This window comes from Devosia sp. UYZn731 (assembly GCF_040546795.1).
Lineage (GTDB): Bacteria > Pseudomonadota > Alphaproteobacteria > Rhizobiales > Devosiaceae > Devosia.
Genome location: NZ_JBEPOL010000002.1, coordinates 625198 through 650333 on the forward strand (window position 1 = coordinate 625198; position 25136 = coordinate 650333).

Consider the following 25136-nt stretch of genomic DNA (forward strand, 5'->3'; position numbering starts at 1 on the left):
GCCTCGCAGCAGGAGGCAGACATGGCACAAGGCACCGGCACCAAGGACGACCCCTGGCTTCTAAAGACCCCACCCGGCACGTCCGACATCGTCCTCTATCGCGCCGCCGACGCCACACCACCTGCGCTCGTTTGCATCGCTGGCGGCACCGAGCTGCGGTACCACCTACGCGCCATCGAAGACTATCACGCCATGCTCAAGGCCCATGGCGACTGGATGGAACTGGGCAATGCCGACGAGCAAAAGCCCGCCAAGGCCGGCACTGTGGAAGCCTGGGCCCGCGCCGCCGATAACCCGGTCGGCGGTTGGTACGGCATCAAGAAGGGCCTGCGCGGTCGCTTCGCCAATTACGTCTCGCCGGTGATGGAAGTCCTCGGCCTGGTCGAACTTGAACACAGCCCGCGCAACAATCGCGTCCGTGCCATCTGAGACACGCTCCTCATCACGCCGGCGTGAAAACCTTTCGTCCGAGCCCTTGTGGCCGGGCGCTTCGCCTCCGATATCCGGCTCTGGTCCAGCATCGGGCCTGCTTCGAGGGAGGCCAGTTTGCGCCAGATTCTACGATTTGCACTTGCCGGTTCGATCGCCCTGGCCATGGCCGGCGGCGCCATGGCCGAGAGTCGCGATTTCGATCTGAAGGGGTTTACCAAGGTCGAAGTCAATACCGGCATCAATGCCACGGTTACGCTCGGCGATGCGTTTTCCATCCACGCCGTATCCGCCAACAAGGACCTGCTCGACAAGCTTGAAGTCACCCTTGACGGCGATACGCTGAGCGCCAGCGTCGATCAGAACTTTCTCGACTTCATCTTCAACGGCGGTGTCGTCGGCCAATTGCTCGGCGCCAATAATCTCACGCTAGCCATCACCCTGCCCACCCTGACCGGCGTCAGCGCCAGTTCCGCCGCGGATGTCGATGTAACCGGCGCCAAGGGCGATCTGGATATCAACGCATCGAGCGGCGCCGACCTCGCCATCACTGGCGCAACGCTCGGTGCCGTTCGCGTCGATGCCTCCAGCGGTTCGGATGTCAGTCTGGGTGGCACCTGCACCAGCCTAACCGCCCAGACATCGACCGGCGCAGACCTCAAGGCCGCCGACCTGCAATGCGCCAGCGCAATCGTGGACGCCTCAAGCGGCGGCGATGTCTCCGTATTTGCCAGCGCCAGCATTAAGGCCGAGGCCTCGACCGGCGCCGATGTCACCGTAGGCGGCAACCCGGCCGAGCAAGTCGTGGACAGCTCAAGCGGCGGCGACATCACCATCACGGACTGACCAATTCAAAGGGCGCCCCGTCAAGGAGCGCCCTTTGAATTGAGGTTCTCCCCGCCGTCATCACCGGGCTTGTCCCAGTGATCCATCGTGCCGCACGCGCTGCGGCACGGATTGCCCGGACAGGCCGGGCAATGACGGCGCTGTGGAAACCCGACTACTTCTTCTTGCCTGTGGGCACTGCCGGCGCCGTCAGCGTGATCTCGTTGCGCTGTCCGGCAACGATCGTCACCGGCGTCTCGAAATCCACCCCCGCTGCATCGCGGCTGAGGATGACATAGTCGCCGGCCTTCAGCGTCGTTTCGAAGCTGGGACCATAGCCATAGTCGAAGCTCTGGCGATTGCCCTTGATGTCCTTGGTGGCACTGAACAATTCGACATAGTTGTCGGCTGGCGTCGTCACCGCCAGCACGCCCGCATCGAGCACAATGGTCACATCGGTCTTCTCGGCGGTTTTGACGCTGAACGGAATTTCGCCCTTGGTACCATCCAGGTCATAGGTCACCACATAGTCGCCCTGCGCCAGATCGAAGGTCTGGTCGCCGCCATAGCCGTAAATCACCGACTTGCGCGTGCCATCCAGCGCCTTCTTGGCCTCGAAGACCTCAAGGTAGATATCGTCCTCGACCGGCTGGCCTTCCACATATTCCGACTGGAACTGGGCAATGCCAGAGCCGACCACGATGTCCTTGTCCACCGTCTCGCCGGCCGCCGCGGTAAAGCTGTCCACCACCTTGGCCGCCCCGATGCTGACATTGAGCGTGATGTCGCCGGCCGGCACTACGGTATCGACTTCACCATAAAACGTCGTCTGGTCCTTGGGCCACACCACATTGACCGTGGCGTCGCTATCGACATCGGCGCCTTTGCTCGGCCGCGGATGCACTTTGAGCACCGCCGCGTCGAGCACGAAATGCGGCTCAGCCACTGCGCCGGCCTTGATGGTCACAGTCTGGCTGGCGATCGCATAACCCATGGTCGCGGTGATGATGTAGTCGCCGGGCTCCAGCGTACCCTTGAAGGTCGAATAGTAGTCCGTGCCGACATACTCGCCCTGGCCGCCATCGGCCGCCACCTTGTACCAGGTCCAGACCAGGTCGGCCGCGTCATCGACGATATCGGGCCCACCCTCTGCCAGCGAGGCGCTCGGCTTGAAATTGTAGTCGGCAACCGCCGGCTTTGGCTCGGGCGCCGGTTCGGGCGCGGGCTGCGCCACCTCGGCCACGGTCTCCGTCAGCGCCTGCACCAGCGAGGCGCCATCCTGCGCCGAAAGGTACTTGCCGCCGGTGTTTTCCGCCAGGCACGCCACCTGCTTGCCCTCGTCATCCGACAGGCCAAACCCCAGCACGTGGACGGTAAAATCGACGCCCTTCTGCTCCAGCTCAGTCCCCAGTGCGCAGGGATCGACCTCGCAGGTCTCCAGCCCATCGGTGATCAGGATCACCGTGGATTTCTCCTCGGTATATTTCAAATCCTCGGCCGCCAGTCGCACGGCGTCCGAAAGCGGCGTCATCCCCTTGGGATTGATATCCGCCACCGCCGCCTTGATCGCCTCGGCGGTTCCCGCGGCCGGCTCGACCAGCATTTCGATATCGCCGCAATCGCCCTTTTTGCGATGGCCATAGGCCATTAATCCCAGCTCGACATCGGGTGAGATGGTCGACAGCACAGAGTCTAGCGTCTCCCGCGCGATGGTGATGCGCGCTTTGCCATCAATCTGCGCCCACATCGAGCCCGACGCATCCAGCACGATGATCGCCCGCTCGGCGGCCATGGCCGGCATTGCCAGTCCAAGGACCGCAACCGCGCCAACGAGAATTTTGTGAAGTAACCGCATGAGCGAAGCCCCTCCGTTCGCTTGTCTGTACGAAGACTGTAGTACATCACGCAATACACAGCATGCGCCGGCTGACGCCAAACTGAACACATCGTTCAGACTGCACCGAAACTATCAGACATTTACGAAATTTCATCGACACCCCGATGATGACGTGGCGATCACCGGAACACCACCCCCTAGGCCGTCGCCATGATGACGTGTGCCTGAATTTTGGCGCTAACCGCGCCGTCGCCGTGTCTGCGGGCGATCGCGGCCGCGACGTAGTCGGTTGCGGCGTCCAGTTTCCCTGGGTCCCTGGCCTCAATTTCGGTACGAAGAACAGTTCCCTGGCAATAGGCAACGGCCGGAATTCGCGGCGATGACGCCTGGCTTTGTTCGGCCCTCGTCTCAATCGCCACTTGGGCAAAACCCGCGTCTTCCAACTCGCGACGGATCAGTGCCGTATCGTGGTAGCCGTGCGGCGTGCGCGCCAAAAAGCGCGGCGGATCGTTCGGAAAAACCTCTGCGAGAGCATTCGTCACGTCATCCGCAAACACATTCTCTTCGATACGATCCCACACGTTGAACAAAAAATGTCCTTCGGGCTTCAGGACGCGCTTTGCCTCGCGGTACGCAGATAGGCGGTCGGGAAAGAACATTGCGCCGAACTGACAGCAAACCAGATCGAACGTCCTATCCTCAAACGGCAGCGCCAGGGCATCCGCCTGGAGCCAGTCGATGCGACTGTCGGCGGCTTGTCGCGATGCGGCGTAATCGAGCATCGGCTGGTTGAAGTCGGTGACCACATAGCTCGCGTTCGGGGACAATTTTGGCGCCAATGCGCGGGTGACGACACCCGTGCCTGCGGCTGTTTCCAAAACGGCGCTTGGCGACAAAGACGCCGCTCGTCGCGAAATATCCGCAGCGAACGGCTCGAAAATCAACGGCACCATATAGCGGTCGTAATTTTCCGGAATTGAGCCGGCGAACACCTGGTCCGTTTCCAGCATCGCTCTCACCCGCCATCCAGTGGATCGCCAGCAAGCTAGCACAACTGGCTGTATCCCGCACGCGATCCAGACGGCCGCGCGCTAATGAGCGCACACCCTGTTTTCCAGTCGACGGCAATGGCCGTGCCGACTAGGCTGAAATCCTCGCCTGCTCCCTCCAGCCATCGGTGTCGTTATGCCCGTCGGGGTTCTGTTCGCTATCGGCGCCTATTCGATCTATTCGGGCGGCGATGCCATCATCAAAGGCTTCGGCACCACCCTCAGCGTCTTCGAGATCGGCTTTTTCGTCGCCCTTTTCTCCCTGCTGCCGGCCCTGTTTGCCAAACCAAAGGCCGAGCGCTGGCGCGACGCTTTCCAGTTGACCCGACCTGGACTGGTGCACTTGCGCTCGTTCAGCGGCGTCATGTCCTCGCTGCTGGTCACCTACGCCTTCGTTCATATCCCCTTCGCCGAAACCTATTCGCTGGTCTTCATGATGCCGCTGTTCATCACCGTGTTCTCGGTGGTCCTGCTCAAGGAGAGCGTCGGCCTCACCCGGTGGGCCATGTTGCTCATCGGCTTTTGCGGCGTCATGCTGGTGGTGCGCCCCGGCTTTCGCGACCTCGAACTCGGCCACATGGCGGCCCTGGCCTGCGCCGTGTTCGGCGCTATCAGCACCACAGTCCTGCGCGTCGTCGCGGGCGACGAAAAGCGCGTCAGCCTCATCGCCCTGCCCGCGCTTTATCTTATCGTCGCCACCGGCGTGCTGATGCTGCCCGGCTTCATTATGCCCAGCCCGGCCCAATTCGCCCTGCTGGCCCTCAGTGGCAGCCTTGTCGGCATGGGCCATATCCTGCTGATCGCCGCTACCCGCAATGCGCCCGCCAACCAGGTCGCGCCGATCCAATATATCCAAATCCTCTGGGCCATCGGGCTGGGCTCATACTTCTATTCCGAACATCCGGACGCGCTGGCTTATGTGGGCATGGCGGTCGTCACCATGTCGGGCCTCGTCAATGTCCTGCTTGATGGCGCCCGCGCCCGCATCGCCGGCCGCTATGCCGAATATCGCGCCCGCCAGGGCACATCGCCGACCGACATTGCCGAAGTTCAGGGACCGGAAATTTAACGCCACCAACAGCTTCGTCCTCGACGCCGTCGCCGCGATCTTGTATGGTAACGCCAATCCCCGCCGTCCCTCCTGTATCCGGACTATTCGATGCCAATCGGCGTCATTCTTGCTTTTGTGGCCTATGCCAGTTTCTCTATGGGCGATGCGCTAATCAAGGCCATCGGTCCCGGTTTCACCGTCTTCGAAATCGCCTTTTTCACCACCAGTTTCTCCATCATTCCGCTCGCGCTCACCAACCGCCATGAGCGTTGGCGCGAAATGTTCAAGATGACACACCCTTGGCTGGTGCAGCTGCGTTGCCTGACGGCAATCTGCGGCACTGCCCTCATCATGTACGCCTTCACCCACATTCATTTCGCCGAAACCTACGCCATTGCCTTCACCACGCCGATTTTCGTCACCCTGCTATCCGTGCTGATCCTCAAGGAACACGTGACGCCGCTGCGCTGGGTTTTGCTGCTGGTCGGCTTCGCCGGAGTGCTGCTGGTGGTGCGGCCCGGGTTCCGCGAACTGGGGCTGGGGCACCTCGCAGCCTTTGCCAGCACCCTTGTGGGGGCGGTCACGACCGTCATCCTCCGCCATATCGCACCAACAGAAAAGCGCGTCACCCTGGTCGGGGTTCTCGTGGTCTATTCCGTGCTCTTCAATGGCACGATGATGCTACCCAGCTTCGTCTGGCCCAGTTGGGAACAGTTCGGCATCCTGGCGCTGTGCGGTGCCTTTGGCGGCTGCGGTGGCCTGCTGCTCATCGCTGCGACCAAGGTCACGCCGGCCAACATGCTGGCGCCGGTCCAATATAGCCAGTTGATCTGGGGCATTGTCCTCGGCGCCGCCTTTTACCACGAATATCCCGACGCCCTGGCGATCGGTGGTCTCTTCGTCGTCCTCGGCGCCGGCCTGATGAACGTGCTCAGCACTAAAACCAAAATCCGCTGGAAGCCGCGCGTCTTCTTCTATCGCAGCGGGCTCTAGATACGCCAAAGCCCGCACCGGTAAGGATGCGGGCTTCAAGATCTCTAGACTGCGTCTAAAGCGCCGAACGGATTGCTGCCATGGCTTCGCTGGCCTTGCTGCCATCGGGACCACCGGCCTGCGCCATGTCCGGGCGACCGCCGCCGCCTTGACCGCCCAGGGCGGCAGAACCGGCGCGCACCAGATCAACCGCAGACACCTTGCCGACGAGATCCTCGGTCACGCCGACCGCCAAGCCGGCCTTGCCATCCTCGGTTAGCCCGATCACGACGACGACGCCCGAGCCGACCTGCTTCTTGGTCTGGTCGACCAGGCCGCGCAAATCCTTGGGCTGCAGGCCATCGACGATACGACCGACGAAGTTGACGCCATTGATCGTCTCGGTTTCGGCGGACGGACTATCCGCCCCGCCGCCCATTGCCAGCTTCTGGCGAGCATCCGTCAGAGCACGTTCGGACTTCTTGAGCTGATCCTGCAAAGCGGCGATACGATTGAGCACCTCCACTGGCTGAGTGTGCAACACATCAGCCACGCTGGCGACCAGATTGCTATTGGTGCGGGCATGATGACGTGCCCCCCGCGCCGTCAGCGCCTCGATGCGACGTACGCCGGCGGCCACGCCGGATTCCCCGAGCACTGAAATCAGCCCGATATCCCCGGTCCGGCCAACATGCGTGCCGCCGCACAATTCGACGGACCAGCCCACCGCATTGCCGGTCGGATCGCCCATCGAGACCACACGGACCTCGTCGCCATACTTTTCGCCGAACAAAGCGCGGGCGCCCGATTGCTTGGCTTCCTCGACGCCCATCAACCGCGTTTCCACGCGTGAATTCTGCAAGACTATATCGTTGGCGATATCCTCGATCTGCGCCATTTCCTGTGGGCTGATCGGCTTGGTATGAACGAAGTCGAAGCGCAGCCGGTCGGCCGAGACCATCGAACCCTTTTGAGCGACATGATCACCCAGAACGATGCGCAACGCTTCGTGCAGCAGGTGGGTGGCTGAGTGATTGGCGCGAATGGCCGAGCGGCGGCCATGATCGACCACCAGGCCAAGCGGCGCACCCAGCGCAAGCGTGCCCTGCCGGACAGTTACCTTGTGGCCGAAGATGCCATGATTCTTGACCGTGTCGGTGACGTCGGCGGCAACGCCTTCGCCCGCGATGGTACCGGTATCGCCGACCTGCCCACCACTCTCGCCATAAAATGGCGTCTGGTTGAGGACGACAAAGCCCTCCTCACCGGCAGCAAGCGTCTCGACCATCGCGCCGTTGCGCACCAGAGCGGTGACGACGCCCTCGGCCACCTCAGTTTCGTAGCCGAGAAATTCCGTCGGACCGACCTTGTCCGCGACGGCAAACCAGACCTTGTCCTCGCCCGCCTCGCCCGAACCGGACCAGCTCTTGCGTGCTTCCGCACGCTGGCGCGCCATTGCGTCTTCAAAGCCCGTCAGATCGACATTGATGCCGCGCATGCGCAGCGCATCCTGCGTCAGATCGAGCGGAAAACCATAGGTGTCGAACAGCTTGAAGGCAGTGACGCCCTCGAGCATGTCGCCTTGGCCAAGACCCGTGGTGGCCTCGTCAAGCAGTAACAGGCCGCGGCTCAGCGTCTTGAGAAAGCGGTTCTCTTCAAGACGAATAGTTTCCTCGATCATGGCTTCGCCCTGAACCAATTCAGGATAAGCCTGACCCATCTCCCGGACCAGGGTTGGCACGATACGGTGGATCACCGGCTTGTCCGCCCCCAGCAAGGTGGCGTGCCGCATCGCACGCCGCATGATACGGCGCAGCACATAACCGCGACCCTCATTGGAGGGCAGCACCCCCTCCGCGATAAGGAAACTCATCGACCGCATATGGTCGGCGATGACGCGCAGGCTCGGGGTCGTCGGATCACCGTGGAAGCCGGTGGCTTGCATGGTCGAGGCGATCAGCGTCTTGAACAGGTCGATTTCGTAATTGTTGTTGGTGCCCTGCATGACCGCAGCCACGCGTTCTAGCCCCATGCCGGTGTCGACCGACGGCTTGGGTAGCGCCGTGCGGCTCCCGTCCGGCGCCTGCTCGAACTGCATGAAGACGAGATTCCATATCTCTACGAAGCGGTCGCCGTCTTCCTCGGGCGATCCCGGAGGGCCACCCCAATACTTGTCGCCATGATCGAAGAAAATTTCCGAGCAGGGGCCGCACGGCCCCGTATCGCCCATCTGCCAAAAGTTCGACTTGGCGCCAAGCCGCACGATCTTGTCGTCAGGAAGGCCCGCAATTTTCTTCCACAGCGCAAAAGCCTCATCATCGTCCTGGTAGACGGTGGCGCTGAGCTTGTCCTTGGGCAGGCCCCATTCCTTGGTCAGCAGATTCCAGGCGTATTCGATCGCCTGTTCCTTGAAATAATCGCCGAACGAGAAATTGCCCAGCATCTCGAAGAAGGTGTGGTGCCGAGCGGTAAATCCGACATTGTCGAGATCGTTATGCTTGCCGCCAGCGCGCACGCTTTTCTGGGCCGAGGTCGCGCGCTTGTAGTCGCGTTTTTCGACGCCGGTGAAGACGTTCTTGAACTGCACCATCCCCGAATTGACGAACATCAGGGTCGGGTCGTTGCGGGGCACCAGCGGGCTCGACGCCACTTTCTCATGCCCGTTGCGGGCAAAGTAATCGACAAAACTCGACCGGATCTCGTTTACGCTCGTCATCAGACACTTTCATCGCGGGAATGGCGCATCGCGAGGCGCCGAAGAAGGTACGGCTTTCTATCGCGGCCCCGGCTTCCCTGTCCAGCATTGGCGCCCCGTCGCTGCTTCAATCAGCCCAGAAAAACGCCATTCCGTAAAAATGGCGGCGCCGAAACACAAAAAAGGGGCAGTGCTTGCGCACCACCCCTAAATCCCTGCATGGGATAATCTTATTCGGCGTCGTCCGCCGCATCCTCGTCACCGGCCACGGCCAGCAGCACCTCGCCCAACAGGCCCGAGCTCTCGCGCACGCCCTGTTCGATGGTGGCGGCAATCGCCGGATTGTCCTTGAGGAACTGGCGCGAATTCTCGCGGCCCTGCCCCAGGCGCTGGCTATCATAGGAGAACCAGGCGCCGGCCTTCTCGACGATGCCGCTTTTCACGCCAAGGTCGAGCAATTCACCGGTCTTGGAAATGCCTTCGCCATACATGATGTCGAACTCGACCTGGCGGAACGGCGGCGCCAGCTTGTTCTTGACCACCTTGACGCGGGTCTGGTTGCCGACGATTTCTTCGCGATCCTTGATCGCGCCGATGCGACGGATATCGAGGCGCACCGAAGCATAGAACTTGAGCGCATTGCCGCCCGTCGTGGTCTCGGGCGAACCATACATCACGCCGATCTTCATGCGGATCTGGTTGATAAAAATGACCAGGCACTTGGACTTGGAGATCGAGCCCGTCAGCTTGCGCATTGCCTGGCTCATCAACCGCGCCTGCAGGCCCGGCAATGAATCACCCATTTCGCCTTCGAGTTCGGCCCTTGGCGTCAGTGCCGCCACCGAATCGATGACCAGCACGTCGATAGCGCCGGATCGAACCAGCGTATCGGTGATTTCCAGCGCCTGCTCACCAGCATCGGGCTGCGAGATCAGCAGGTCATCAATATTAACGCCCAGCTTGCGGGCATAAATAGGGTCCAGCGCATGCTCGGCGTCGACAAACGCGCAGATGCCACCGGCGCGCTGCGCCTCAGCGATCACATGCAGTGCCAACGTGGTCTTGCCCGAGCTTTCCGGCCCAAAAATCTCGACGATACGGCCCTTTGGCAAGCCGCCAATGCCCAGCGCAATATCGAGACCCAGCGAACCCGTGGAGATCGATTCCACCTCGATCGAAGCGCTTTCGCCAAGGCGCATGATCGAGCCCTTGCCGAAATTGCGCTCGATCTGGCTGAGAGCCGCCGCGAGCGCTTTATCCTTATCCATCGATCCACCTTCAACAACGCGAAGCGGCGAGCTAGCCATGATTCTCTCCTTATTTCACGCTCTTGTGGGCCTGGCAACGCGCTGACGCCGTAAGTAGCTGTGCATTGAATGTGCCCTATTTGTTCTCATTTTGTTTCTAGCCTGTCAATGGGGAATTTTGCTTTCCGCGCAAACCTCGCCGGTACGCTCCAGAATCTGCGCGCCCCATCGACGCCGCGCCATTTTCCGCTTGCTCAGGACTAACATGTTGCGTTTTATGCCGGCCAATCAGCCCGAACCGGGCCAGCCACGGCCAGGAGCCACGCGATGAATCTCATTCAGTATTTCGACCTCAATGGCGAACGCGCCGTGGGCCAGGTCGATGGTGACCTCACCCGGCAGGTCAATGACGCCACCAGCGTCTACGATCTGGCGATAGCCGCGCTCGCCCGCAATATCGGCATCGGCGCGCTGATCGCCGAAAAGGGCCTCGGCGCCACCGTCGACAAGGCAGCGATTCTGGCTGAGGGGCGCATGCTGGCGCCGATCAACCATCCCGATCCGGCCCATCTCTATGTCACCGGCACTGGCCTAACCCATTTGGGGTCGGCCTCGACACGCGACGCCATGCACAATTCCAACAAGCCGGCGGGCGAGCTGACCGACTCGATGAAAATGTTCCAGATGGGCCTGGAAAATGGCAAGCCGACCGACGGCACCAAGGGCGTGCAGCCGGAATGGTTCTACAAGGGCAACGGCTACACCGTGGTCAATCCCGGCCACCCGATCCCCTCCCCGTCCTTCGCCCGCGATGCCGGCGAAGAGCCCGAAATCGCCGGCATTTATGTCATCGATCAGAACGGCCAGCCGCGCCGGCTCGGCTTCGCCTTGGCCAATGAATTTTCTGACCACGTCACCGAGCGCGTCAACTACCTCTACCTCGCCCATTCCAAACTGCGCGCCTGCGCCTTCGGCCCCGAGCTGCGCGTCGGTGACCTCCCGGCCCATATCGAGGGCATGTCGCGCATCAAGCGCGATGGCCAGGTGATCTGGGAAAAGCCCTTCCTCAGCGGGGAGGACAATATGAGCCACACCATCGCCAACCTCGAATATCACCACTTCAAATACGAGCTGTTCCGCAATCCGGGCGATATCCACGTCCACATGTTCGGCACCGCCACGCTGAGCTTTGCCGATGGCGTGGTCACCCAGCCCAATGATGTGTTCGAGATCGAAGAGCGCCAGTTCGGCGCAGCTTTGCGCAACCCGATCCGCATCGAAGCCGAACACCCGGTCATCGTCGGCAACGTCTACTAAAGCGTTTCCAGGAAATCGCTCGCTAACTTTGGTCGCCCCGCCTTTACGCCGCGCCACTAACATGTCAGTTGTCCCTCCACCCGGAGGGACAATCATGACCAAGCTCAGTTTTGAAAAACGCCGCGTCGGCAAGACCGCGCTCGAAGTGACCACTCTAGGCCTCGGTGGCGCCTCGCTCGCCGGCATTTTCAGCGCCGTGCCGGCCGATCAGGCCCGCGCCACGGTGGCCCACGCGCTCGATGTGGGCATCAATTACGTCGACACTGCCCCCCAATATGGCCTCGGCCGGTCCGAGCATCTGGTTGGCGACGCGATCCGCGAGCGCCGTAGCGACACGATCCTGTCCAGCAAGGTCGGCCGCCTGCTCAAGCCCGTCAAAGCGACCGAACAGGACAAGGGCGCCTGGGTCGATCCCCTGCCCTTCAACCAAGCCTATGACTATTCCTATGACGGCGTCATGCGCTCGTTCGAGGACAGCCTGCAGCGCCTCGGCCTCAATGCGATCGACATCGTCTATGTCCACGATATCGGCGTTTCCACCCACGGCGCCGAGGCCAACAAACCGCTCTGGGCACAGCTCGCCAACGGCGGCTATAAGGCCTTGCGCGAACTGCGCGATAGTGGCGTCATCTCGGCCATCGGCCTTGGCGTCAACGAGTGGGAAGTGCTGATGGACGCCTTCGCGCTCGGCGATTGGGACGTCTTCCTTCTCGCCGGCCGCTATACGCTGCTGGAGCAGACCTCCTTGCATCCCTTCATGTCCACCTGCATCGAGCGCGGCGCGTCGGTCGTGGTCGGCGGTCCGTTCAATTCCGGCATTCTGGTCGGCGGCGACAAGTTCAACTATGCCAAGGCGCCCGACGATATCGTCGCCAAGGTCAGGGCCATCGAAGCGGTATGCAAGGATTTCAACGTGCCTCTGCCGGCCGCTGCGCTGCAGTTCCCCCTCACGCATCCGGCCGTCTGCAACGTCCTCCCTGGCCCGCGTTCTCCCGCCGAACTCGACGGTATTCTCGATTGGTGGCAGGTCAAGATTCCTGCTGAACTCTGGACGGCCCTGGCCGATAAGGGCCTCCTCGCCGAGGGTACGCCGGTCCCCCATACTGCCGCCTGATCTGCTTGACGTCACGCCGCGTCCAGCACTAATATAACCAGATAGTTTTAGAACTCTCGGGTTATAGAAATGCTGGACGCGGCGCGCCTCGACGCTACCTTTTCCGCCCTTGCCGATCCAACACGGCGGGCCATTTTGGCGCGACTGGCGCAGGGCGACGCCTCGGTCACCGAATTGGCCGAACCATTTGCCATGAGCCAGCCGGCGATTTCCAAGCATCTCAAGGTGCTGGAAGGCGCCGGCCTGATTTCGCGCGGCCGCGACGCCCAGCGCCGTCCGTGCAAGCTGGAGGCCGAGCCACTGGCCGAAGCCACTGGCTGGCTGATCGAATATCGCCAATACTGGGAAACCAGCTTCGAGCGCCTCGATGACCTGCTGGACGAATTGAAGCGGCTCGAAAAACTGGCTGGCAATCGCAACTGAGGAGGACCGCATGGGCTTTGCCGGACCATTGACCATCACGACGCCGAGCGACCGCGAAATCGTCATCACCCGCCAGTTCGACGCCCCGCGCCATCTGGTATTCGCCTGCTACACCCAGCCGCCATTGATCCGCCGCTGGCTCAACGGTGCGCCGGGCTGGACCATGCCGGTCTGCGAGTTCGAGCCCAGGGTCGGCGGCAAATACCGCTACGAATGGAAAAGCCCCGATGGCTATGTCATGGCCATGGGCGGGGTAATCCGCGAAATCGAGCCGGTTGAACGCATCGTCAGCGCCGAGGTGTTCGACGAGGACTGGACCGGCGGCGAAACCGTCTCCACCATCCTGCTGGATGAAGCCGATGCCCGGACCACGCTGGTCAACACCATCGTCTACAGCTCGAAGGAAGCCCGCGACGGCGCCTTGGCAACGCCGATGGCCGAGGGCATGGAAATGAGCTTCTCCAACCTCGATCTATTGCTGGAACAGGGCCCAGATCATTCCAACGCATAATGCTCCGGCCTGAATCGTCAATTCAGGTCGCGCGCGTAAGCCCTTAGCGTTTCAAGCGGAATCAGGTCCAGCACGACCTGGTTGGTGGCGCGCAGATAGACGCGCGGCGCCATGCCAGCCTCGTGCGCTTGCTGCCAGCGCATCGCCACCAGGCACCAGCGGTCGCCCGCCTTGAGGCCGGCAAACGCAAAGGCCGGCATAGGGGTGCTCAGGTCATTTCCCACCGAACTGGAATAGGCCAAAAATGCCTCAGTGGCTTCGATGCAGACCAGGTGACGCGCAGCCCCGTCCGGGCCTGCCGCACAATAGCCGGTGCGGAAAAACCCGGTCAGGGGATCGCTCGAGCAGGGCTGCAGGGCTTCGCCCAGCACATTGAGTTCGGCCATTCCTTCGAACCGCGCGGCGGCGGTCACGCCTCGTCGTCCTTGCCGATTTTCTGCAGCACTTCCTTGACCTTGGTGTTAATCTGGTCGAGCGAATAGGGCTTGGGCAGGAATTCGACGCTCTGGTCGTCCTCGATATCGCGCCGCACGCTTTCTTCGGCGTAACCGGAGACGAAAATCACTTTCAGATTGGGCATGGTCTCGCGCACATGCTTGAGCAGCGTCGGCCCGTCCATTTCGGGCATGGCGACGTCGGAAATCATCAAGTCGATCTTGAAGTCTTGGTCTTCCAGCACTTCGAGCGCTTCTTCGCCGCCATCAGCCTCAAACACCTGGTAGCCCGTCGCGCGCAACGCCGTGGCCGAGAATGCCCTAACGCTTTCCTCGTCATCGACGAGCAGGATACGTTCGTGACCGGTGAGATCGCGCACCGGCGCAGCCACTGCGGCCTTGACCACCTCGGCTTCCACCGGAATGTGCCGCGGCAGGTAAATCTTGAACGTCGTACCCACGCCAACGACCGAGACAGGATAGATAAAGCCCTCGGTCTGCTTGACGATGCCATACACCGTCGACAGGCCCAGGCCGGTGCCCTTGCCCAATTCCTTGGTGGTGAAGAACGGCTCGAAAATCTTCTCGATGATTTCCGCGCTCATGCCGGTGCCGGTATCCTGCACTTCGATCAGCACGTAGTCGGCCGGCACCATGCCCTTGAACGTCAGCTTTTCGGCCTCGTCATGGGTCACATTGCCAGTCCGCAGCGTGATCGAACCACCATCGGGCATCGCATCGCGCGCATTGACGACGAGGTTGATGATAACCTGCTCCAGTTGCACCACGTCGGCGCGCACCGGCCAGATATTGCGGCCATGCTCGACCTGCAGCGTATTCTTCTCGCCGATCATGCGCTTGAGCAGCACGGTCAGGTCGTCGACGATCAGCGGCAGTTCCAGCGTCTGCGGCCGCAGCGTCTGCCGGCGCGAAAAGGCCAGCAATTGCCGCGTCAGGCCCGCCGCGCGATTGGCATTCTGCTTGATCTGCATCAGTTCGCTGAACGAGGGGTCCCCCGGCTTGTGCTTGAGCAGCAGCAGGTCGGAGAAGCCGATGATCGCGGTCAAAAGGTTGTTGAAGTCATGCGCAACACCGCCCGCCAACTGGCCGACCGCCTGCATCTTCTGGCTCTGGGCAAACTGCGCCTCGAGCTTACGCTGGTCGGTCATGTCGAGCGCATAGACGTTGACCTGTTCGGGCGAGCTGGCGCTCATTTCGGACCCAGACACATAGAGCCGCACCGCGTGATCGCCCTCGGCGGTCAGCAGGGCATCGACCGGATCGATCTCGGACTGATGCGCCGCCGCGTTCTCGATGGCCTTGGCGAACTTTTCGCGGCTCCCCTCGCCGATAAGTTCGGCCAGCGACTGCAGTTCCAGGCTCTTTTCCTCGCCCGACCATTTGAAGATGCGTCCGAACGGCGCATTGGTGCGGATGATCCGCCCCGCGCCGTCCAGCGTCGCGATGGCAAACGGCGTATCGTTGAAGAACCGCGAGAACCGAACCTCGGCCGCCCGCAACTCTTCCTCGTTGTCCGGGGCGCTGGAGCGGTCCAGCACCAGGGTCCGCGTCTCGCCCAGTTCGCCATCGGCCATGCGCGCCGCGCGGTGCAGTAGCCGTACCGGGAAGCTGGTGCCGTTGCGGCGGACCAGGTCGATATCGATGATCTCGGTGCGGATTTCGCCATCGCTACGACCGCGCATCAACAGCGTCGCGCCATCGCCGCGCACGATATCGGACATGCTGAGATGGCCCGAATTGAACTCGGCGAGGTCATAGCCCAGCCAATCGGTCAGCGTCGAATTGAGATACTGGATCGCCCCATGCGCGTCGGCCGAGAAGAACCCGGCCGGCGAATGGTCGAGATAGTCGATTGCCCGCTGCAGGTCGCGGAACGCGCTCTCATTATTGTCCCGATCGCGGGTGATGTCCTCCACTGACCACATGATCAGCGGTTTGCGGACCTCGTCGGTCTCCGGCAGTGGCCGCACGGCCACGCGATACCAGAACGCGCGATTACTCTCCGCCTGCGAACCGCCGAGCCCGCCGACCAGCCGAATGTCCTCGACCGCGCCACGCCCATCCTTGGCCGCGCGAGACAGCCGGTAGATCGCTTCGCTGGCCTCCGACTGCCCGGCAAACAGGCGTGGGACGCCCAGCGGCACCCCATTGCTGACGCCGCCGGCAAAAGAGCCGTAATGTCCATTCACGTAGGAAATCTTGCCGTCCCGATCGGCCACCACAGCGCCATAGGGCAGGCTATCGACCACGGCGCGCGAAACCGTCCGCCGTTCCTCGGTGCTGCCGAAGCGGAACAGGCCCGCCGCCAGCCCGAACAGGCAGAACACACCGACAACCGCCAGCACGCCGACAAAAGCGATAACCCAGTCGCCCGGAATCTGCTCCCCGAACACCGAGAACACCACTGCCGCGACGACGAGCACCAGCCCCAGCGCGGCCACCCGCCACACGCCGGCATTGCTGCGGGACGATGCCAGCAGCGGCTCCGGATAATTGCCATCGCCCAGCGGCGTCGATGTCATGGATGTCGCACTCCGATGCCGAATCAGTGGCTGCCCCTAGCTCTAGCAAATGGCCCGCCCGTGCGGGAGGTGCATGCGCGTTATCAACATGGTGCACCCGCCCGATGGCGGCATAATGACCGCACTATCACGCCTACAACGCCTATTCGCCGGGATTTACTTGGCTGCTTTCCAGCCGGTCCGGCTCTTTAGCCGCATCACGAAGCCGATGACCTCGGCGACGGCCTTGAAGTGATCGCCCGGGATCACGTCATTGACCTCGACGCTGGAGAACAACGCTCGCGCCAGCGGCGGGTTCTCGACGATCGGCACATTATTCTCGGTCGCCACCGTACGAATACGCAAAGCCACCGCATCGGCGCCCTTGGCCACGCAGATCGGCGCCCGCATGGCCTTGTCATAACGCAGCGCCACGGCAAAGTGGGTGGGGTTGGTGATGACCACGGTCGCGTTCGGCACCGCTGCCATCATGCGCGAGCGAGAACGCTCCTGCCGCAATTGGCGAAGGCGGCCCTTGATCTTGGGATCGCCTTCCATCGATTTGTATTCTTCGCGGGTTTCCTGGACCGTCATCATCTGCCGCTTCCACCATTTCTGGCGCTGGTAGATGAAATCGGCCATGGCGATGATGGTCATCACCGCCAGCACCGCCGTAAAAATCTTGACCCCGATTTCCTGGAAATCCGCCAGGATCATTCGCGGATCTACCGTCATCATCGTGTCGAGGCGATCGCGTTCGGGCCAGATCGTAAAGAACAGCACCGCGCTGACGATCCCGATCTTGGCCAAGCCCTTGCCGAAATTGACCAGCGCCTCGCCCGAAAACAGCCGCTTGAACCCGGCGAGCGGCGATACTTTCGAGAACTTCGGCGTGATCGGCTCGGTCGACAGCAGCGGCCGATGCTGCACCAGGTTGGAGGCGATGGCGCAGGCCGACAGGATCGCCAGCGGCGGCAACACGATGCCCAGCAGCGACAGCGCCAACCCGTTGAAGAAACTGCCGAATGCCGCGCCACCCAGCTCGAACTGGTCCGAATTGGCCATCAGGACGCGCAGCGACTCCATCAGGCTGGCGCTGGCCGATGGCGCGAACATCGCGAACACCGCCGCCGAACCGAGCAGCATGAACCAGGTCGTCACCTCCTGGCTTTTGGCGACGTCGCCTTTTTTGTGGGCGTCTTCGAGCTTCTTTTGTGAGGGGTCCTCACTTTTACTGGATTCTTCCGGGGCTTCGTCTGACATGGCGTCAGCCCCTCCACATCGCGAGATGCTCTTCGAATGCCGATAGGTACCAGCCCATCATCATCGTCAGCAGCAGTGCAAAAAGGATCAGCCCACCGATAATATTGGCGGGCATCAGCACGAAGAACACCTGCATTTGCGGCATCAGCCGCGCCAGGATGCCGGCGCCCAGGTTGAACACCAGCCCGAACACGATGAACGGTGCCGACATCTGCACGCCAATGATGAAGGCATGCGACACTGTCTTGATCATCAACTGTGCCGCATCATCGAACATCAGCGGGCTTTCGACAGTGAACACCATATAACTGTCGTAGATCGCCGCCAGCGCCACGTGGTGCAGGTTGGTGGCAAAGATCAGCGTCACCCCGACAAACGACAGGAAACTGCCGAACACCGCGCCCTGAATGCCAGCCTGCGTCGGATCGGCGGACTGCGCGGTACTCAGACCCGACTGAAACGCCACGATCGCGCCGGCCACCTGCGTGGCCATCACCGTCACCCGCACGATGGCGCCAAGCATCAATCCGATCGCCAGTTCGTGAAACACCAAGCCGATAACCGCCATCGAGTCGCCGGGCAAAGCGGGCATGCTGGGCGACAGCAGGGGAAAAAGCACCAGCGTGAAAGCCAGCGCAAAACTCAGCCGCATCCGGGCCGGGATCATCTGCTCGCCCAAGGCGGGCATCAGCATCAGAATGGCGCCAATGCGCGCAAACAGCAGGATGTAGATAAAAGCGGTCTGGGGCAGCCAGTTGAGCCCGATGGTCAAGGGCTATCCGCCCACGATGATCATATCGATCACCCGATTCATGTAGCCGCCCATGGTGGCGCCGAGAAACGGCAGCGTTATCAGCATGGTCAGGAAGATGGCGATAATCTTGGGCACGAACACCAGGGTCTGTTCCTGAATCTGCGTCAGCGCCTGGAACAGTGAAATCACCACGCCCACGAGCAGTCCAACCAGCATCATCGGCGCCGACACGATAATCAGTGTCCAGATGCCATCGGTGGCAATATCGAGAACTTCAGCACCGTTCATCGTGGCTTCCTGTGACGTCTCGCCGGCGAATCGTCGCCCCACTCTACTCCCGTCGTATCATTCCGGCACAAGCCAGAATCCAGTATTCTGCGCTCCGGCGATCACTTCCGGCTTGGGCCGGAATACCCGCCCGGCTAAAGTCAGATCGGCATCCGCATGATTTCTTCGTAGGCCGAGATCACGCGATCGCGCACGGTGACCATGCTCTCGATAGCGATTTCGGTCTGCGACAGCGCGGTCACCATGTCGACCACGTCAGCCTTGCCGTTGACCATGTTCATGGCCATGGCGTCGGAGGTCTTGCCGGTATCGACTACACCCTGAACGGTCTGCGAGAGCATCTTGGCGAAGTCGGGCTGCAACGCGTGCTGCGCCAGCAGATCACTGCCAGGGCTCGAAGCCTGGGACACCTGCGATATGAGTTGGGAGGCATTGTTATAGGCCGCCGTGGCGGCATTCAAAGGTACGGTCATGATCTGGTCCCTTAACCACGCAGGATGTCGAGTGTCCGGCCCAGCATCTGCCGGGTAACGGTCACTACATTGAGGTTGGCTTCATAGGTTCGTTGGGCCTCGCGCATATCCATGGCCTCGATCAGGGGATCGACATTTGGATATTGCACATAGCCCTTTGCGTCGGCGGCCGGATGGCCGGGCTCGTACCGGCTCTGGAAATCGCTCATGTCATAGGCCAGCTTGCCGACTTCGACGATCTTGCCCCCCACATCGGCGTCGAACTTGGTATCGAAGGTGGGAACCCGCCGGCGATAGGGATCTTCCCCTGGCTTCTTGCCGGTCGAGTCGGCATTGGCCAGGTTTTCGGCGATCACCCGCATCCGCGCGGTCTGCGCGTGCAAGCCCGTGGCCGCAATCCGTAGCGAAGCATTGAAATCGGCCATGCTCTAAACTCCTAGGCCTGCCGGCCCATTGCGGTGCGCAGGATCTTGATCGACTTCTGGTACAGCGAGGTTGCCGCCTGGTAGTCCATCAGGTTGGTGGAAACCTTCATCATCTCGTCTTCCAGCGACACGCCGTTGCCTTCCGGCGTAATCTCGAAATTGGCCATCGGCTGGCCGCTCAGGGCGCCCTGCCCGTCATTGCCCACGGAAAAGTGTTTGGGCTGCGTTGCCGTCGTCGTCACGGTCGCCGAGGAGAATGGCCCCACCTGATCGGCGAAATTGAACTCTTTCAGGTCCCGCCCGCGAAACCCGGGCGTTTCCGCGTTGGCCACATTTTCGGCCAGCAGCCCTTGACGCGCCTGATGCCAGTGCATTTTGTCGGTCAGTGCAGTAAAGACTGGCATGTCCAGCAGGCCCATAGATCAAACTCCCCACGACTCTGGCGTGATGGGCAATTCTTGCCGCCTGATGGTTAACCAAGTGTTAACGCAGGGCGGCTACACCCCCTAGCAGTGTCGCAATTTGCGAATTTGCAGGTTAAATCGGCAAAATATGCCGCCTCAGGGTCGGCGCGTCTCGGAGATACACAGTGAATTTCATCACTAGCCTTTTTGGTGGCGAGGGGAGCTCCCTCTTCACCGCCCTGTTCGCGCTAGGCGTTGTCATCGTCTTGATCGTGCTTGCCGTTTGGCTACTCAAGGTAGTGTTCAATGCCTCGGGTAATATCGCGCGCGGCCGCAACCGGCGCCTGTCGGTGGTCGATAGCCTGGCGCTCGATCCCAAGCGGCAATTGCTGATTATCCGCCGCGACAATGTGGAGCACCTGATTTTGACCGGCGGCCCGCAGGACGTCGTCATCGAGGCGGGAATCGCCATCGAGGAAGCGGCAGTTCAGCCCAGCCGGCGCCCGCTGCCAGTCGCGCCACGCCGCCCAATGCCGATTCGTCCCGCCGCGCCTGCCGTTGCCAGCGCCGCTCCGGTATCCACGCCGGCCGCCGATCCTGAGCCTTCGGCTGCCCCTGCCCGCGCCATTGAAAAGCTGCGCACCCCTCAGCTTCGCTCGCCAACAAAGTCGCTGCGTCATACCGGCCTGATGCGCCCCGTGCCGCCGGTTGAACCGGCTGTTAACCTCTCCGAGAATTCAGATCAGCTCGATCACGACTCAGCTAAAGAGGTTGAGGGCTACTCCAGCACTGGAATCACAGAGTTTGACGAACAGGACGGCGACATCCGGCGAGATGAACGAAAAGCCGACGGCGTCTAGGCGCCGCCGTTACCTGCCGTGGCTGGGGTTGGCCGCCGCACTGGTACTGACCTTCGCGCCAAGCCTGGCCTTTGGCCAGGAGTTGTCCATCGATTTTGGCAACGAGACGACACTGACCCAGCGGGCCATCCAGCTCATCGGGCTGATCACCCTGCTGTCGCTGGCGCCGTCGATCCTGATCATGGTCACCAGCTTCACCCGCATCGTTGTGGTGCTGTCGCTACTGCGCACCGCCATTGGCCTGCAGACCGCGCCGCCCAACTCGGTGATGGTGTCGCTGGCCATGTTCCTGACGCTGTTCGTCATGGCGCCCACTTTGCAGCAGACCTACGACCAAGCCATCGCTCCCCTGATGGCGGGCCAGATCGAGGCCACCGAGGCGTTCGAGCTGGGCAGCAAGCCGATCCACGAATTCATGCGCGCCAATGTGCGTGAGAAGGACCTGCAGCTCTTCTACGAGCTCACCGATGCCCAGCCGCCCCAGGATCCGGCCGCCATTCCGCTGCAACTGCTGATCCCCGCCTTCATGATCTCGGAACTGCGCCGCGCCTTCGAAATCGGCTTCCTGCTGTTCCTGCCCTTTGTGGTCATCGACATGGTGGTGGCATCGGTGCTGATGTCGATGGGCATGATGATGCTGCCGCCCATCGTGATCTCGCTACCGTTCAAGCTGATCTTCTTCGTGCTGGTCGATGGCTGGTATCTGGTAGCCGGCTCGCTCGTCCGCAGCTTCGTCACCGGCACTACCGGGGCCGGCTAAGCGCCTCGGGAGCACGCCGTAGGGGTTTGCTGGAAACGCTTCTGCGCGGAGACGTTGCACCCCCGCCGTCATCGCCGGCTTGTCCCGGCGATCCATCTTGCACCTTCCAGCCCCGGATCGCTATTGCGCGCTGGCCAGCGCCGGCTGACCATTGGTGGCGAATGGCGGCGCGAGGGCACCGGTGCTGCCATAGGTCTGGCGATAGGAGTCGAGGAAGGCGTTGAGCCCGTCGAGGCCGGACACGTCGCGGGCGACCTTCTTGAACTCCAGGCTGCTCGTGGTGATCTGGCCGGTAACGTAATCGAACATCGGCCACTCCGGCGTCGTCACCATGCGATCGGAGAATTTGGAGCGTAGCCGCGCCGAGCCAAAATCATCGCCGCTCAGCACATAGCCAACCGCTGCCTTGATCACGTTCATGCGCGTCGATGGCCCCAGCGGCTGCGTGGGATCTTGCCCCAGCACCATGGCCTCGATCATCTCGCTGGCCTGCGAATACCGCCCCGCCTTCCAGTGTGCATCAATGCGCAACAGGTCGGCATCCTGCCCGTCCATGTCTTTGAGCACATCCAGCGCCAGTTGATCGCGCCCGCCATCGATCAGCGCCCGCGCCTCCAGAACCCGACGCTGCCGTGCCAATGATGGCGGAATGCTGGGCAGCCGGCTGCTGTTGAGCACGCGCAAGGCGTCCTGCGGCTTGCGGTCGGCCAGATAGATTACGGCGAGATCCGCCGCGATCTGCGTGCGCGCCACGCCGTGCAGACGGTTCTCAAGCTGATAGTTCAGCAACTGCGCCGCCTGTGCCAACAGGTCGACCTTCACCAACCGCCGCGCCAGATTGCGGATCATCTCGTCGCCTCGGGCGCCAGCCGGCGTGAGCTGGCGGAAATCGTAATACAGCCCCAGCGCATCGACCGGCCCCAGCGAGTCCGCCAGACCATCGAGATAGAGGTCGCTGAAAATCTTCTGCGCATCGTCACGCAGTTCGTTGACCGGCGTGCTTTCAGGATAATTGGCCACTGCCTGCTTGACGGTCTCGAAACCTTCCCGGTAGTCCCCCTCGCGGAAATAGAACCCGGCCAGCATGCGCTGCATGTCGGACTCCAGGGAATTGCCGCGCCATAGCAGCGCCTCGGCCGCTAGCGTGTCGGTGGCCTTCTTCAGGTCGAGATTGCCCTGCTTGTCGAGCAGGCCCAGCGTGCGGTAGATCGCCTCCGCCCGTGTGGGCCTGAAGTCGGCAGTGATGACCTGGCCATAGGTGTCGATGGCCTCAGCCGTCCGCCCCGCCGCCTCGTCGATGCGACCGGACAGCAGATGATAAAGGCTGACTTCCTCAAGGTCGAGGCTACCGAAATCGATCTCGTTCAGCATCCGCTCGGCCATGGGCGTGTCGTCGCTCTCGACGGCGGAACGCACGGCGGCGAAGTAGAACCGCTTGCGCGCCCACAACGGATAGCTGCCCACGATTCCCTGGGCCTCCAGCGCATCGCTGCGCGCACCCTTGAATTCATAATTGTCCGCCCGGGCGATTGTACGCCAGAGCAGGGCGTCGACTTCCTCGGCCAGCGAATCCGAGTTGAGAATTGCCAGCGCGTCCTTGGGCCGCGCGGCCATGGTATCGGCAATCGCCAGCGACATGCGGACTTTGCGCGTCAGGTTCTTGTCCTTGAGCTCGTTCTCAAGCACATGCAGCACGCCGATCGCCTCATGGGCGAACTGGTTGGCCAGGTAATAATCGGCCAGGTTCAGGCGGGCGATATCGCGTTCGCGGCCATCGGTCTGCGAAGCGGTCGCCGTCAGGTCTTCGCGCGTCTTCACAAAGGCCGCGGGATCACGCTCTTCCAGGCGCGTCAGGTCGATGAAGCTGGTCCGCGTCGATTCCGCCGCGCCATTGCCCAACTCACGCGGATGATCGAGCGCCGAAACGGTCAGGCCGTCCTGGGTCGAGATCACCGCTATGTCATTCTCGACGGCCACTTTGACATCGAGATTGGCCGGCTTCACCACCAGCCCGTGCACACTGCGCAGGGCGGAAAAATCGACATAATCCAGCGTCCGCGTCAGCCCGCGCGCCGGTGGATAGGCAGTCACCACCTCCAGCACGTCACCCACCGATGGATCGCGGAATTCGTGCACCCGCGCTGGCCGCGCCAGGTCGGCCGTCATTTCGAACAGGCCCTCCAGATCGCGGCGACGCGTCAGCGTCACCGGCTCAGTCGGGGTCAGCATGATATCGCCCAGCGACAGCACCCATGCCATGCCTTCCGAACCCAGCGTCGCCAGGCGGTCCTGCGACAGGTCGATCCGCACCACCTGGGTGTCGCCCGATGAAATCACCGAGAAATTGCTGGCCAGCGCGTTGAGCGCCTCGTTATCGGCCGGGGACGTGATGCCGGCGACGGTGTCGAACAGCATCCACACCGTATCGCCGCGCCGGAATACCGCAGCCGGCGTATCCTGCTCGAACGGAAACACCACCCGGACGGTCGATCCCAGCACGCTGACAAACGGCGTTACAGTATGAGCCGCCTGCGGATAGAGCGCATTGATCGGATTGGGGGCGTCGGGATGCGCACTGGCCCCCTGCGCTGCCGCATCGGCGGCTGCAGCGTCCTTGGCGAGGTCCGGCGCCGTCAGCTCCGGCAGCTTGGCGCCAGCCAGATCGACGTCGATCACATATTGACGCGGCGACGTCTCATAGAAGCGCGGCGTCACGCCCTTGGCGAACGCCATGGTCACGGTGGCACCGTCGGGAGTATTGGCGCTGTTGACCGACAGGATTTCGGCCGGCAGGTCGGTTGCCAGCGCCAGCATGTTCACATCCACCGGCCATTCGAAGGTCACTTGCCCGTTCTGGTCGGTCTGTACGAACTTGGCCGTGGTATCGACGCTCCAGTCGAACTGCACGCGCATGAATGTCGGATTGCGGCCGATCCGGACCGTCGCCGCTGGCTTCAGCTCAAGGGCGCCGGCCGCCTTGCGCTCCTGCTCCGCCTTGATGGCGGCAAGGCGCGCGCGCTCCGCCAGCTCGTCGATGACATCCTGCGGCAATGCCGGCGGCATGCCCTGCCAGCTCAGCGGCAGCAGATCGACGAATAGCTTCTCGCCGGCATCGATCTTATTGAAATTGAAACCCGACTTCAGCGCCAGCCGCAGCCCTTTGCCATCGGGATCGACCCGAGCAATCGACACATAATTCGGCAGGATCGTGCCCACGTCGGGAAGCTGGATATTGACCGGCTGTTCGAACTGGATGGACAGCACGCCATTGTCCGCCTTGATCGTATAGGCGGGCAGACTGTCGCGGTCGGGAAAGCTGAGGATTAGCCTCGCATAGCCGCCGGCTTCCTCGGTTACGAAAAGCTGGCCCTGGTCGAGGCCATAGGCCGGCGCCATCGCCCCCCCAAGCACCGCCAGCACGATGGATAGCAGCAGGCCGCGCAGGGCCTTCTGCCAGTTTAGTTTGAACGCAGTCTCCACCGG

At 62.0% G+C, this 25136-nt stretch carries 23 protein-coding genes; 10 read left to right on the forward strand and 13 right to left on the reverse strand.

Annotation, left to right across the window (positions count from 1 at the left end; translation table 11 throughout):
• Positions 1-21: 21 nt before the first annotated feature.
• Together ABIB57_RS07570 and ABIB57_RS07575 are read left to right on the forward strand one after the other, a co-directional pair.
• Positions 22-429 (forward strand): DUF6855 family protein, encoded by a 408-nt coding sequence (locus ABIB57_RS07570; protein ID WP_354039624.1) that lies wholly within the window; start codon positions 22-24, stop codon positions 427-429.
• A 117-nt stretch (positions 430-546) separates the two neighbouring features.
• A complete protein-coding gene (locus tag ABIB57_RS07575; protein ID WP_354039625.1) occupies positions 547-1275 on the forward strand; it encodes a head GIN domain-containing protein in 729 nt (242 codons plus the stop codon).
• 154 nt (positions 1276-1429) lie between these two features.
• Here the strand turns inward: ABIB57_RS07575 and ABIB57_RS07580 are convergent, their stop codons facing one another.
• The gene (locus ABIB57_RS07580) at positions 1430-3109 is read right to left on the reverse strand and encodes a vWA domain-containing protein (RefSeq protein WP_354039626.1); all 1680 of its coding nucleotides are present in this window, start codon (positions 3107-3109) and stop codon (positions 1430-1432) included.
• A 179-nt stretch (positions 3110-3288) separates the two neighbouring features.
• Entirely contained in the window at positions 3289-4101 is an 813-nt protein-coding gene (locus ABIB57_RS07585; RefSeq protein ID WP_354039627.1) for a class I SAM-dependent methyltransferase, read from the reverse strand.
• Positions 4102-4276: 175 nt separating this feature from the next.
• Between ABIB57_RS07585 and ABIB57_RS07590 the strand changes: the two genes are divergently transcribed.
• Positions 4277-5209 (forward strand): DMT family transporter, encoded by a 933-nt coding sequence (locus ABIB57_RS07590; protein WP_354039629.1) that lies wholly within the window; start codon positions 4277-4279, stop codon positions 5207-5209.
• A 90-nt stretch (positions 5210-5299) separates the two neighbouring features.
• Entirely contained in the window at positions 5300-6184 is an 885-nt protein-coding gene (locus ABIB57_RS07595; protein WP_354039630.1) for a DMT family transporter, read from the forward strand.
• A 55-nt stretch (positions 6185-6239) separates the two neighbouring features.
• Here ABIB57_RS07595 and alaS read toward each other — a convergent pair whose 3' ends face one another.
• Positions 6240-8879, reverse strand: coding sequence for an alanine--tRNA ligase (gene alaS / locus ABIB57_RS07600; protein ID WP_354039631.1), 2640 nt, complete (start codon positions 8877-8879; stop codon positions 6240-6242).
• Between the two features lie 209 nt (positions 8880-9088).
• Positions 9089-10165, reverse strand: coding sequence for a recombinase RecA (gene recA, locus ABIB57_RS07605; RefSeq protein ID WP_354039633.1), 1077 nt, complete (start codon positions 10163-10165; stop codon positions 9089-9091).
• Between the two features lie 267 nt (positions 10166-10432).
• Between recA and araD1 the strand changes: the two genes are divergently transcribed.
• The 4 genes from araD1 to ABIB57_RS07625 all read left to right on the forward strand — a co-directional run bounded on the left by araD1 (position 10433) and on the right by ABIB57_RS07625 (position 13470).
• Positions 10433-11422, forward strand: a complete 990-nt coding sequence (araD1, locus tag ABIB57_RS07610) for an AraD1 family protein (RefSeq protein ID WP_354039635.1) — start codon at positions 10433-10435, stop codon at positions 11420-11422.
• Between the two features lie 94 nt (positions 11423-11516).
• Positions 11517-12536: an aldo/keto reductase gene (locus tag ABIB57_RS07615; protein WP_354039637.1), complete on the forward strand. Its 1020-nt coding sequence runs from the start codon at positions 11517-11519 to the stop codon at positions 12534-12536.
• 69 nt (positions 12537-12605) lie between these two features.
• Positions 12606-12959, forward strand: coding sequence for an ArsR/SmtB family transcription factor (locus ABIB57_RS07620; protein ID WP_299730974.1), 354 nt, complete (start codon positions 12606-12608; stop codon positions 12957-12959).
• 10 nt (positions 12960-12969) lie between these two features.
• Positions 12970-13470 carry an SRPBCC family protein gene (locus ABIB57_RS07625; protein WP_354039639.1) on the forward strand — a complete coding sequence of 167 codons (501 nt, stop codon included), beginning with the start codon at positions 12970-12972 and terminating at the stop codon, positions 13468-13470.
• Between the two features lie 17 nt (positions 13471-13487).
• On the opposite strand, the gene ABIB57_RS07630 is transcribed toward ABIB57_RS07625, so the two are convergent.
• The 8 genes from ABIB57_RS07630 to flgB form a co-directional block, all read right to left on the reverse strand.
• Positions 13488-13883, reverse strand: coding sequence for a DUF2237 family protein (locus tag ABIB57_RS07630; protein WP_354039640.1), 396 nt, complete (start codon positions 13881-13883; stop codon positions 13488-13490).
• A complete protein-coding gene (gene cckA / locus ABIB57_RS07635) occupies positions 13880-16447 on the reverse strand; it encodes a cell cycle histidine kinase CckA (protein ID WP_354039641.1) in 2568 nt (855 codons plus the stop codon). Before cckA ends, ABIB57_RS07630 begins: the two co-directional genes overlap by 4 nt.
• Positions 16448-16603: 156 nt before the next feature.
• Positions 16604-17689, reverse strand: coding sequence for a flagellar biosynthesis protein FlhB (flhB, locus tag ABIB57_RS07640; protein ID WP_354039643.1), 1086 nt, complete (start codon positions 17687-17689; stop codon positions 16604-16606).
• A 4-nt stretch (positions 17690-17693) separates the two neighbouring features.
• The gene (gene fliR / locus ABIB57_RS07645) at positions 17694-18461 is read right to left on the reverse strand and encodes a flagellar biosynthetic protein FliR (protein WP_299730985.1); all 768 of its coding nucleotides are present in this window, start codon (positions 18459-18461) and stop codon (positions 17694-17696) included.
• A 3-nt stretch (positions 18462-18464) separates the two neighbouring features.
• On the reverse strand, positions 18465-18731 hold the full coding sequence (gene fliQ, locus ABIB57_RS07650) for a flagellar biosynthesis protein FliQ (protein WP_299730987.1): 267 nt from the start codon (positions 18729-18731) through the stop codon (positions 18465-18467).
• A 140-nt stretch (positions 18732-18871) separates the two neighbouring features.
• The gene (gene fliE / locus ABIB57_RS07655; protein WP_354039646.1) at positions 18872-19204 is read right to left on the reverse strand and encodes a flagellar hook-basal body complex protein FliE; all 333 of its coding nucleotides are present in this window, start codon (positions 19202-19204) and stop codon (positions 18872-18874) included.
• Between the two features lie 11 nt (positions 19205-19215).
• The gene (flgC, locus tag ABIB57_RS07660) at positions 19216-19629 is read right to left on the reverse strand and encodes a flagellar basal body rod protein FlgC (RefSeq protein ID WP_299744307.1); all 414 of its coding nucleotides are present in this window, start codon (positions 19627-19629) and stop codon (positions 19216-19218) included.
• A gap of 11 nt (positions 19630-19640) precedes the next feature.
• Positions 19641-20048 carry a flagellar basal body rod protein FlgB gene (gene flgB, locus ABIB57_RS07665; protein WP_354039648.1) on the reverse strand — a complete coding sequence of 136 codons (408 nt, stop codon included), beginning with the start codon at positions 20046-20048 and terminating at the stop codon, positions 19641-19643.
• 257 nt (positions 20049-20305) lie between these two features.
• Between flgB and ABIB57_RS07670 the strand changes: the two genes are divergently transcribed.
• A complete protein-coding gene (locus tag ABIB57_RS07670) occupies positions 20306-20893 on the forward strand; it encodes a flagellar biosynthetic protein FliO (RefSeq protein WP_354039717.1) in 588 nt (195 codons plus the stop codon).
• Positions 20868-21653: a flagellar type III secretion system pore protein FliP gene (gene fliP, locus ABIB57_RS07675; RefSeq protein WP_354039650.1), complete on the forward strand. Its 786-nt coding sequence runs from the start codon at positions 20868-20870 to the stop codon at positions 21651-21653. The genes ABIB57_RS07670 and fliP overlap by 26 nt, the downstream gene beginning before the upstream one ends.
• 120 nt (positions 21654-21773) lie before the next feature.
• On the opposite strand, the gene ABIB57_RS07680 is transcribed toward fliP, so the two are convergent.
• Positions 21774-25133 (reverse strand): tetratricopeptide repeat protein, encoded by a 3360-nt coding sequence (locus ABIB57_RS07680; protein WP_354039652.1) that lies wholly within the window; start codon positions 25131-25133, stop codon positions 21774-21776.
• Between the last annotated feature and the right edge of the window lie 3 nt (positions 25134-25136).